This is a genomic window from Microbispora sp. NPDC046933 (genome assembly GCF_040644635.1).
Lineage (GTDB): Bacteria > Actinomycetota > Actinomycetes > Streptosporangiales > Streptosporangiaceae > Microbispora.
Genome location: NZ_JBEYWW010000016.1, coordinates 194,280 through 204,711 on the forward strand (window position 1 = coordinate 194,280; position 10,432 = coordinate 204,711).

At 68.3% G+C, this 10,432-nt stretch carries 11 protein-coding genes and 1 tRNA gene; 10 read left to right on the forward strand and 2 right to left on the reverse strand.

Going from position 1 to position 10,432, the window contains the following annotated elements; genetic code table 11:
- Nucleotides 1–50: 50 nt before the first annotated feature.
- A complete protein-coding gene (gene aceE / locus ABZ857_RS22545; RefSeq protein WP_357045855.1) occupies nt 51–2,804 on the reverse strand; it encodes a pyruvate dehydrogenase (acetyl-transferring), homodimeric type in 2,754 nt (917 codons plus the stop codon).
- A 599-nt stretch (nt 2,805–3,403) separates the two neighbouring features.
- Here aceE and ABZ857_RS22550 point away from each other — a divergent pair.
- From ABZ857_RS22550 to ABZ857_RS22595, 10 genes are all read left to right on the forward strand, one after another.
- Complete coding sequence (locus ABZ857_RS22550) at nt 3,404–3,598, forward strand: DUF1918 domain-containing protein (RefSeq protein WP_079313603.1); 195 nt, start codon at nt 3,404–3,406, stop codon at nt 3,596–3,598.
- A 10-nt stretch (nt 3,599–3,608) separates the two neighbouring features.
- Nucleotides 3,609–4,016: a secondary thiamine-phosphate synthase enzyme YjbQ gene (locus tag ABZ857_RS22555; protein WP_357045858.1), complete on the forward strand. Its 408-nt coding sequence runs from the start codon at nt 3,609–3,611 to the stop codon at nt 4,014–4,016.
- A 141-nt stretch (nt 4,017–4,157) separates the two neighbouring features.
- Nucleotides 4,158–4,586 (forward strand): DUF3052 domain-containing protein, encoded by a 429-nt coding sequence (locus tag ABZ857_RS22560; protein ID WP_357045860.1) that lies wholly within the window; start codon nt 4,158–4,160, stop codon nt 4,584–4,586.
- 73 nt (nt 4,587–4,659) lie between these two features.
- Nucleotides 4,660–5,115, forward strand: a complete 456-nt coding sequence (locus ABZ857_RS22565) for a peroxiredoxin (protein WP_357045862.1) — start codon at nt 4,660–4,662, stop codon at nt 5,113–5,115.
- A 71-nt stretch (nt 5,116–5,186) separates the two neighbouring features.
- Entirely contained in the window at nt 5,187–5,513 is a 327-nt protein-coding gene (locus tag ABZ857_RS22570; protein ID WP_357045864.1) for a hypothetical protein, read from the forward strand.
- Complete coding sequence (locus ABZ857_RS22575) at nt 5,510–6,478, forward strand: ROK family protein (RefSeq protein ID WP_357045866.1); 969 nt, start codon at nt 5,510–5,512, stop codon at nt 6,476–6,478. The genes ABZ857_RS22570 and ABZ857_RS22575 overlap by 4 nt, the downstream gene beginning before the upstream one ends.
- 15 nt (nt 6,479–6,493) lie before the next feature.
- Nucleotides 6,494–6,568 (forward strand) — tRNA-Val (locus ABZ857_RS22580).
- A 446-nt stretch (nt 6,569–7,014) separates the two neighbouring features.
- Nucleotides 7,015–7,407 carry an AQJ64_40280 family protein gene (locus ABZ857_RS22585; protein WP_357045868.1) on the forward strand — a complete coding sequence of 131 codons (393 nt, stop codon included), beginning with the start codon at nt 7,015–7,017 and terminating at the stop codon, nt 7,405–7,407.
- A gap of 252 nt (nt 7,408–7,659) precedes the next feature.
- A complete protein-coding gene (locus tag ABZ857_RS22590) occupies nt 7,660–8,106 on the forward strand; it encodes a DUF6247 family protein (RefSeq protein ID WP_357045870.1) in 447 nt (148 codons plus the stop codon).
- Nucleotides 8,006–8,254 carry a hypothetical protein gene (locus tag ABZ857_RS22595; RefSeq protein ID WP_357045890.1) on the forward strand — a complete coding sequence of 83 codons (249 nt, stop codon included), beginning with the start codon at nt 8,006–8,008 and terminating at the stop codon, nt 8,252–8,254. Before ABZ857_RS22590 ends, ABZ857_RS22595 begins: the two co-directional genes overlap by 101 nt.
- Nucleotides 8,255–8,469: 215 nt before the next feature.
- Here ABZ857_RS22595 and ABZ857_RS22600 read toward each other — a convergent pair whose 3' ends face one another.
- Nucleotides 8,470–9,600 carry a hypothetical protein gene (locus ABZ857_RS22600; RefSeq protein WP_357045872.1) on the reverse strand — a complete coding sequence of 377 codons (1,131 nt, stop codon included), beginning with the start codon at nt 9,598–9,600 and terminating at the stop codon, nt 8,470–8,472.
- Between the last annotated feature and the right edge of the window lie 832 nt (nt 9,601–10,432).

Sequence of the window (10,432 nt, forward strand, 5' to 3'; positions counted from 1 at the left end):
GAGACGACGGCGGCCCCCGCCGAGACGGGGGCCGCCGGACGATCCGCGGATCAGACGCCCATCGACTGGGTGTCGTTGGTCTCCGGGGTCTGCTGAGCCGACACCTCGGTCACCCCGTTCTTGAGGTGGTAACGGGCGACGGCCTCCTGCAGCGTCTCGGCCTTGACCTCGCCGCGCCGCACGAGCTGGGTCAGCACCGCCAGCGTGATCGAGGCCGCGTCCACGTGGAAGTGGCGGCGCAGCGCCGAACGCGTGTCGGACAGGCCGAAGCCGTCGGTCCCGAGCGAGGTCCAGTCACCGGGCACCCACTGGGCGATCTGGTCCGGGACGGCGCGCATGTAGTCGCTGACGCCCACGAACGGCCCCGGCACACCCGACAGCTTGCTGGTCACGTACGGCACGCGCTGCTCGGCGTCCGGGTTGAGCAGGTTGTGCTCCTCGACGGTGAGGGCGTCCCTGCGCAGCTCGCTCCAGGAGGTGGCCGACCAGACCGAGGCCGACACGCCCCAGTCCTCCGCCAGCATCCGCTGCGCCTCCAGCGCCCACGGGCCGGCGACGCCGGACACCAGGATGTTCGCCTTCGGCCCCTCGCCCGTCGCCGGGGCGTAGAGGTACAGGCCCTTGAGGATGCCCTCCACGTCCGCGTTCTCCGGCTCGGCCGGCTGCGGATAGGGCTCGTTGTAGACGGTCAGGTAGTAGAAGACGTCCTCGGGGTGCTCCCCGTACATCCTCCGCAGGCCGTCCTTGACGATGTGCGCGATCTCGAACGCCCACGCCGGGTCGTACGCCACGGCGGCGGGGTTGGTCGAGGCGATCAGCGGGGTGTGGCCGTCCTCGTGCTGCAGGCCCTCGCCGTTCAGCGTGGTGCGGCCGGCCGTGGCGCCGAGCAGGAAGCCCCGCCCCATCTGGTCGCCGAGCTGCCACATCTGGTCGGCGGTCCGCTGGAACCCGAACATCGAGTAGAAGATGTAGACCGGGATCATGTGCTCGCCGTGGGTGGCGTACGACGTGCCCGTCGCGATGACCGAGCCCATCGAGCCGGCCTCGCTGATGCCCTCGTGCAGGATCTGACCCTCGGTCGACTCCTTGTACGACAGCAGCAGCTCGCGGTCGACCGCCTCGTACGTCTGCCCGTGGGGCGAGTAGATCTTGGCGGTCGGGAACATCGCGTCCACGCCGAAGGTGCGCGCCTCGTCCGGGATGATCGGCACGAACCTGGCGCCGATCTCCTTGTCGCGCATGAGGTCCTTGAGCAGGCGGACGAACGCCATGGTGGTGGCGACGTTCTGCTTGCCGGAGCCCTTGCGCAGGCCGGAGTAGACGGGGTCGCCGGGGAGCTTGAGCGGCTTGGCGCGTACTACCCGCTTGGGCAGGTAGCCGCCGAGCGCCGCCCGGCGCTCCTTCATGTAGGCGATCTCGTCGTTGTCCTCGCCCGGGTGGAAGTACGGCGGGAGGTCGGCCTCGAGGTCCTTGTCAGGGATGGGCAGGTAGAGCCTGTCGCGGAACTCCTTGAGCTCGGCCTTGCTCATCTTCTTCATCTGGTGCGTCGCGTTGCGCGCCTCGAAGTCCTTGCCGAGCGTCCAGCCCTTGATCGTCTGGGCCAGGATGACGGTCGGCTGGCCGACGTGCTCGCGGGCCGCCTTGAACGCCGCGTACACCTTGCGGTAGTCGTGGCCGCCGCGCGACAGCTTGCGGATGTCGTCGTCCGACATGTGCTCGACCATCTTGCGCAGCCGCGGGTCGCCGCCGAAGAAGTTCTCCCTGATGTACGCGCCCGACTCGACCGAGTAGGTCTGGAACTGGCCGTCGGGCGTGGTGTTCATCTGGTTGACCAGCACGCCGTCGACGTCGGCCGCCAACAGCGGGTCCCAGTCACGGCCCCAGACGACCTTGATCACGTTCCAGCCGGCGCCGCGGAAGTACGACTCCAGCTCCTGGATGATCTTGCCGTTGCCGCGTACCGGGCCGTCGAGCCGCTGCAGGTTGCAGTTGATGACGAAGGTGAGGTTGTCGAGCTCCTCGCGGGCCGCGACGCCGATCGCGCCGAGCGACTCGGGCTCGTCCATCTCGCCGTCGCCCAGGAAGCACCAGACGTGGCTGCGGCTGGTGTCCTTGATCTTGCGGCTGAGCAGGTAGCGGTTGAACCGCGCCTGGTAGATCGCGCCGATCGGGCCGAGGCCCATGGAGACCGTGGGGAACTCCCAGAAGTCCGGCATCAGCCGCGGATGCGGATAGGAGGGCAGGCCCTTGATCCCGTGGGACAGCTCCTGGCGGAACGCGTCGAGCTGGGCCGCGTCGAGGCGGCCCTCCAGGAAGGCGCGGGCGTAGATGCCGGGGGCCGCGTGGCCCTGGATGAAGACCTGGTCGCCCGACTCCCCGTGGTCCTTGCCGCGGAAGAAGTGGTTGAAGCCCACCTCGTACAGCGAGGCCGCGGACGCGTAGGTGGCGATGTGGCCGCCGACGTTGGTCCGCGCGTTGGCACGGGTCACCATCACCGCCGCGTTCCAGCGGATGTAGGCCCGGATGCGGCGCTCGACGTATTCGTCCCCAGGGAACCACGGCTCGCGCTCCGGGGGGATGGTGTTGATGTAGTCCGTGCTGCGCAGGCCGGGCACCCCGACCTGGTGTTCGCGGGCGCGCTCGAGCAGCCGGAGCATCAGGTAGCGGGCCCGGGTGCGGCCCTCGGTCTTGATGACGTTGTCGAGCGATTCGAGCCATTCGTTGGTCTCGCTCGGATCGACATCAGGCAACTGGCTGGGTAGGCCGTCACTGATGATCGAAAAACGCTGGCGTCCGGAAGCCACTGGGTCTCGCCTTCCGAGAATGGACTTTGTCTCGTCGGATCTGTTACGTCTGTGTTGCCTGCTGCGATGCGGTCAGCGCTCGATCGCGGCGTTGCGGTCTTCTTCCATCCTGTCTCGTCCCACCGGAAAGTGCATCTCTACTTCCCGGTAACCGGACCGTCCGCGCTGGCTGCGGGGCAGGTCTTGGCCTAGACCACCGATGGTAGGACGATTTTTACCCACCATCCATTCCCGGTCTCCGCCGGGGGCGTCCCAAGGTCGCGGGTGTCACATCGTGCCTGGTCGGAACCTCCGTACCCGGCCTGACCGCGCCCTACCCGGAAGGCCGGGCGAAGTCGCCGCGCGGCCGGGGGAGTCCCCCGCCGGCGGTCGTCCCGCCACTGTCTCCGGAACCGTCCGCCTCGCCTTTCTCCATGTCTCCGGCATGTCTCCGGCATACGTCCGGCATGTCTCCGGGGCGGCGCGGGCGGGACCTTGGACGGCCTGCCGGCAGCGTAACGTTTTGGTATGGGTTGTCCCTCCCTCTGTGGAGAGGGGGGTTTCTCCTCTTTCCAGGTGGCGATAGCCGTACCAGGCTCGTGGAGAGAGGGGGGATCGAGATGCACGCAGCGGTAGGAGACCGGCTGGTGGTGCACGGTGCGGTCGTGGGCGACCACGAGAAGCACGGTGTCATCGTCGAGGTCCGCGGTCCCGGGGGCGGCCCGCCGTTCCTGGTGAGGTACGAGGACGGGCACGAAGCGCTCGTCTTCCCCGGCCCGGATGCCGTCGTCCTCCCAGCTCAGCGCGAATCGTAATATCGCGGATGTGAAATCGACGGTGATCGAGGTGCGGACCGGCGCGCGCGAGCGCGTGCACGACATAACGAAGGAGTGCGCCGATTTCGCGCGCGAGTGCGGGGGAGACGGGCTCTTGCACGTTTTCGTCCCGCACGCGACGGCGGGCGTGGCGCTGCTGGAGCTGGGCTCCGGCAGCGACGAGGACCTGCTGGCCGCCCTGGGCGACCTGCTGCCGGCGGACGACCGGTGGCGGCATGCGCACGGCTCCCGTGGGCACGGGAGGTCGCATGTCATGCCCGCCCTCATTCCGCCGTACGCGACCGTTCCCGTCCTCGGGGGCAGGCTGGCGCTGGGGACCTGGCAGTCGGTCGCCCTGATCGACCTCAACGTCGACAACCCCGACAGGCGTGTTCGTTTGTCGTTTTTGACCGATTAAGAGATAACGGTGCGGGTCACCCGCCGTGGCGACCGTTGACGACGACGGGTCGCAGCGTGTGGACTGTGCCGAAGCATGGCTCTCAACGAGCCGGGACAACCGCAGACATGGGCGGGGTCACCCCGAGCAGGAGGGATAAACGTGAGCGCGACCGCGGGTCAGGCGCAGGGCGAGCGCGGCCTGGCCGAACGACTCGGCCTCAAAGCGGGTCAGGTGGTGCAGGAGGTCGGCTGGGACGAGGACTGCGACGAGGCGCTGCGCCAGTCCATCGAGGAGCTGACCGGCAACGAGCTGGTGGACGAGGACTACGAGGACGTCGTCGACGTGGTGCTGCTCTGGTGGCGTGACGGCGACGGCGACCTCTTCGACGCCCTGAGCGACGCGATGACCGCACTCGCCGACGGAGGCCAGATCTGGCTCCTGACCCCCAAGGCGGGTCGCGAGGGCCACGTGGAGCCCAGCGACATCGGTGAGGACGCGGCGACCGCCGGGCTGTCGCAGACGAGCAGCGTGAGCGCCGCCAGGGACTGGTCGGGCACGAGGCTCGTCGCCCCCAAGGCCCGCCGCTGAGTATTGCCCTGCCGTACGGCCCGGGGACGCCGTACGGCAGGATGATGGGCGGACACCTGGGGAGGGACTGCTCATGGCGATAGAGGTCGGGCAGCGGGCTCCGGATTTCGCGCTCAAGGATCAGCACGGCGTTCCCGTGCGCCTGTCCGGCCTGCGGGGCAAGACGGTCATGCTCGTCTTCTATCCCCTGTCCTTCAGCCCCGTCTGCCACGGTGAACTCGCGGCGATCCGCGACGAGCTCGCCGGTTCCCTGCCCCCGCACGTCCAGGTGCTGGCGGTGTCGGTCGACTCGATGTTCAGCCAGCGCGCCTGGGCCGACCAGGAGGGCTTCACGTTTCCCCTGTTGTCGGATTTCTGGCCCCACGGTGAGGTCGCCCGGGCGTACGGTGTTCTCGATGAGGACAGGGGACTCGCGCTCCGGGGCACCTTCATCATCGACGGCGAAGGCGTCGTGCGCTGGAAGGTCGTCAACCCGATCGGTTCCGCACGCGACCTCGACGAGTACCGGAAGGCGCTCGCGGAAATCTGATCGTTTCATTGCCCGCCCCCGGGCACTGACATATTCGACTCCGACCCCGACTCGCCCCATTGGAGGTCACGATGCCCTGCTACAGGTGCGGGGCCCGGCAGACCGACCCCGTCCGCGGCGCCAGCCCTTGGAAGCGCGCGGTGCGCCACGAGGCGCAGGTCCTCGTCTGCCCGGACTGCCAGCGTGTGCACGACCTCGATCTCGACACGTGCGCCTCGTGCGGCTCGATCGCGCTGATCTGCCGCCTGGGGGAGATCGAGTGCCGCTCCTGCGGCGAGGTGCGGCTCGCCCGCGCCGGTGAGCCGCTCGTCACGGCCGGCTCGCCGGGCTCGGCTCGCATGCCCGGCCTCGCCGCGGAGGTGGAGGCGGCCCTCGACCGCGTCCTGGGACGCTCGTGACGCAGCCCGCGCCGTACGTGGTCGCGCTCGACGTGGGCGGCACCTCGATGAAGGGCGGCCTCGTCACCCGGCGGGGCGAGGTCACCGTCCTCGCCGGGCGCCCCACGGGGCGTGAGAACGGCCCGGACGCGGTGGTGGAGGCCGTGCGCGCCTATGTCGGCGAGATCGCCGACCTCGGACGGTCCCGGCACGGCGCTCCGCCCGCCGGGGTTGGCCTGGCCGTCCCGGGCATCGTCACCGCGTCCACCGCCGTCTACTCGGCCAACATCGGCTGGCGCGACGTGCCCGCCGAGGCGTTCACACCTCCGGGCGTCCCGGCGCGGCTCGGCCACGACGTCCGCACGGGCGGCCTGGCCGAGAGCGTCTTCGGCGCGGGCCGCGACGTCGCCGACTTCCTCTTCCTGCCCATCGGCACCGGCATCGCGGGAGCGGTGGTGCTCCGCGGCGAGCCGTACGGCGGCGCGCACGGCTGGGGCGGCGAGATCGGGCACGCGTCCGTCTGGCCCGCGGGGGAGAAGTGCGCCTGCGGGCAGATCGGCTGCCTGGAGACCTACAGCTCCGCCTCGGCCGTGGCCCGCCGCTTCACGGCGCGCTCCGGCCGTACGGCGACCGCGAAGGAGGTCGTCGAACTCGCGGTCGCGGGAGATCCGGTGGCCGCTGAGGTGTTCGGCGAGGCGATCGAGGCCCTGGCCATCGCGCTCGCGTCGTACGTGCTCGTGCTCGACCCGGCCCTGATCGTCATCGGCGGCGGCCTGGCGGAGGCCGGTGCGACCCTGTTCGACCCGTTGCGGGAACGGCTGGCCGGGCGGCTGGCCTTCCGGGAGCCGCCACCCGTACGCCCGGCCGCCCTGGGCCCCCGGGCGGGCATGCTCGGTGCGGCCCTCCTCGGCTGGCAGGCGGCGGGAGACAACGACGCGGGCGCCGACTGGACGCTCGATGTGCTGAGAGGCGGGTCGGTGTCGTAAGGTGTAGTCCGGTCCGGGCGGTTAGCTCAGCGGTAGAGCACTCGCCTTACAAGCGAGGGGTCACTGGTTCGAACCCAGTACCGCCCACCAGTGAAAGCAAGCCCCGTAGCGATCACGCCACGGGGCTTCGTGCCATTAACGTGCCATTAGCTTTGGATCTTGGCTGTTTTGATCTTGCGATTCATCGCGTCGGCGATGCCCTTCTCCGCCCCCGCCGTGCGGTTGCTGGTAGATCATCGCTGCGCGCACGCTCTCAGTCATGGCCCGTGCGTGCCAGATGGCGGAGGGAAGCGTCGGCGCTGGCTGCGATTGTGTTCCCGGTGTGGCTCGGGAGCGCGTTGGCGATGACGGCTTGGCCGTGCCCGCCGGATCCGTCTTCGACGCGCTGCTCTTTTGCTCCCCGGCGGGTGGTGGAGCGCCGGTATCGATCACGCCGGGGACGTCCAGGGCTGCACGTTCCGCTCGCCAACACTGAGCGGATGGGGCAAGGACGGGAATGCGAGAATGGCCGTACCTGACAAAAGATCGGAGCCGGGATGGACATGCGCGCGGAGGTGGAGTGGGTGGACTCACGGCAGAGGCTGCCGGAGGACGGAATGCCCGTGGCCGCCGCGATCACGGGCCGTTTCGCGTCCGACGATGCGGACGAGCGTGATCCGAACGCCGGGCAGGAATTCTGGCTGGTGAGGCCGATGTACTTCACCACCCGTCACTTCGCTGAGGACGGGCGTGAGTACCACGACTGCTTCGTCGACTCTGACGGCATCGTCCGCCTGCCCTACGGCCGGGACCGTGACGACCTCCAGGACTGTGACGACCCGATCACCCACTGGGCCGAGCTGCCCACCCTGCCGGGCACGACCGTGCATTACCTGGTGGGCGAGGAGGCGAAGACCGCTCGCGCGAACGCCCTGGGCGAGGGGACATAACGGCGTTCATGGCGCGCTCGCGATCCCATGAGCCGTGCCAGCATGGCATCGGCCCCGGACGCGCCGACCAGGTCCGCAATCGGCTGCGCAAAGGCCGCCGAGGCGGGCGGCCACTCGCCTTCGACCGAGGCATCCACAGCTAGGAACGTGGTCGAACACTGATTCAACAAGCTCAAGCAGTGGCGTGGCATCGCCACCCGCCTGGCGGCAACTGCACCGTGAAGGGATCGAGGTGGCGGCTGGACGGACGGCATGAGCGCGCAACCACAGGAGTTCACTCCCGAAGGTCCTCTTCCGGGGAAGAATCTGCGCGCAATCCGTAGAGCGTTGGTCGTGCCACAGGACGGAGATGGGTTCGACGCGGGTCTTGACGTCGTCCTGGCTGAGGTGCGCGCGAGTCTGGACCTCGGTCGGCTGAGCGAGTTCATCCACACCTGGTGGCTGATCGCGTGCGATTCGGTCAAAGGTCCGCAGGGCCGCAGAGACGTCTACGAGCGGGCTGCCCACGTCCAGGAGCTGGCCGACGGCGGCAAAACCGATTCCTCGAGGTGGCAAGACGTGGCGCCAACTGCTGGCGGAGCGCGGGGCCGAGCGGTAGGTGTACTCGATCGTCGAGCCCGATCCTGTCGCTCAAGAACAGATCGCGGCCCTGCCGGACGATGCCTTGCGGTATCTGGCCGGGGTACTGGATCTGATTGAGTTTGAGCCCTGGGCCGGTGGACCGCAGTCGCGAAGCAAGCCCGACGGCAACATGCGGGTCATGCCGTTCGGAGAGCGTGGGCTGGTGACCTATCTAGTCATGGAGCCCCAACGCGAGGTGTACATGCGTTCCGTGCAGTGGATCTAGGTTCTGGCGTGAGGCAGGCGCGGCGCGCTGGGTGACTATCTGGGTGACAACCGCAGTGGACGAGCCCGGACGGCAGTGGAGAACGGTGGACCGTACGCCAAGGTCGGGGTGGGTGCCGGTGCTGGTCCCGCCCCTTCCTGGGTTGACTTACAAGCGAGGGGTCACTGGTTCGAACCCAGTACCGCCCACCAGCGAAAAGAGCTCGCATCGGGTCATCACCAGGCGGCGTTCGGGGAGTCGCCTTCGCGGGAGTGCTCATCGGCCTCGATCGGCACCGACGTGGTCGAACCATCGACGAGATCGACTCGAAAGCCCCGCCATCGGTGCACGAAGAGCAGGTACCGGCCGGTTCCATCAAGGCTGAAACGGAGGGTCATTGACGCGTCGGCCGGCAACGTCACCCGCGCGAGAACCCGCGGTTCCTCTCCACCGTTGACCGGGATGCGCATTATGGCGTGACCGGCCGAGTAGATCAGGGCACTGCCATCAGGGGTGTAGGCCACAGATTCCGGGAATGGCAGGTCGTTGCTCGGTTTGACGAGGCGGGTGGCGGCCAGCAGATCGGATCCCTGTAAACCGAGGTCGAGGACGCCGATGCCCCAACCGCCGATCGCCAGTGCGATCCGCCGGCCGTCTGGGGCCCACGCCAGGCCGGTCACCACGGACGCTTGCGCGCTCCAGTCGTGGCGCCGGCCGGTGGCGAGATCGACAACAGAGATCTTCACTCCACCCGGGGTGGAGGCGGCGTAGGCCAGTCTGGTGGCGTCCGGACTCAGGGCAATGATGTATCCAACGCCCAGCGCGTCGCTCTGGAGCCCGGGGACGGGTATCGGATCGCTCGGCGATCCGTCCTCGGCGAGGTGGACGCGGAAGAATCGGAGGGGAGAGTTCGGCCCGGTCCATCCGGACAGTACAAAGGTGCGGTTGTCGGGTGCCGCGGCTAGAACTTGCCAGGAGGAGCGCACTCCTGGAGGCAGCGGGATGGCGGCCAGGAACGCTCCGGTCGCGGCGTCGTGCACGGCGGGCCGTACCGGAGTGAAGATTGCCGTCTTGGACCTGTTGGGAAAGCGTGCGAGTGGAGCCCTCGCGGTGACGAAGAATCGTGGTGGGCCGACCACCGGCAGGGGCGAAGAGGTCGCCATCGGCGATGCCAAGGAGGTCGCCATGGGCAGCGGCGTGGGGACGGCTGCGGGGTCTGACGATCGCGCGACTGTGGCGGGCAGAGATGGCAACGCTGACGGTGGGGACATCGCGGCAGCCGTAGAGGACGCCCAGCCCTTGAGTGAGACCCGCTCGTAGGCGTGATCCCCGCCGTCCTCGCCACAGGCGCCCACCAGCGCCAGCACGAGTAAACCTGCCGTGGTGACGCCTGTGCGTGACAACATGTGTAGATCATCTTGTGGCGCCGGATACGGCGTCAAGGTCCAGGAATCGCATACAGGGCGGTTACAGCATTGCGATCTGACATCCGGGCGTTGTCTAGTCACATGAGTTGCTTGACGTTTCTGTCCGGGGACGGAGGGTTTCCCAAGGTCGCGACGGCCTTTCGACCGGGCGTCTTTGACAGAAAGACCGCTTGTGTGGCGAAGCGATAACGCTGCTCTGCAACGGGCAATACGACCGGTAATCGCGCGCCATCCGCAGACGGCACACGAAAGATCGGCTGACAACGGCACCTGTCCAACACGTCCCGGGACTGATGTGTCAAGCATGTCGCGGGACAGGACAGAGATCTTGCAAATCGCGCTCATAAGGATCAAGAACGGCGCTGCGCGCCGCCTCGTCCTGCTGCGCCCCAGGCAGAGCCCAGCAGGCCGACTCCTCCAGCTCGAGCCCGTCCGTGACCGTTGGCATCTGATGGTCGAGGAGCGGCGGCCGGTCGAGGTAACGCGAGGACGGGCTCGACCTTCCGTCGCCGGCCCGCTGCCGCTTCGCGGTGGGTCGAGGCAGACGGGAAGATCTCAGTGTCACGCTTGTAGTGCCCGCTGGCGCGGGTCCAGGTCGCCGGGTGACTCCGGGGTGATCTGCCATCGGACGATGAATGGCTTGTGCCTGACTGAACCGCGCCGAGTTTCGTGGAGGCCGTGATGTTCACCGGCTTTCATGGAGTCACTTTGGTTGACTGGCATGCCTGAACCCCGAGAGAGGTCAGCATGCCGAGGAGCTATCCCCCCGAGT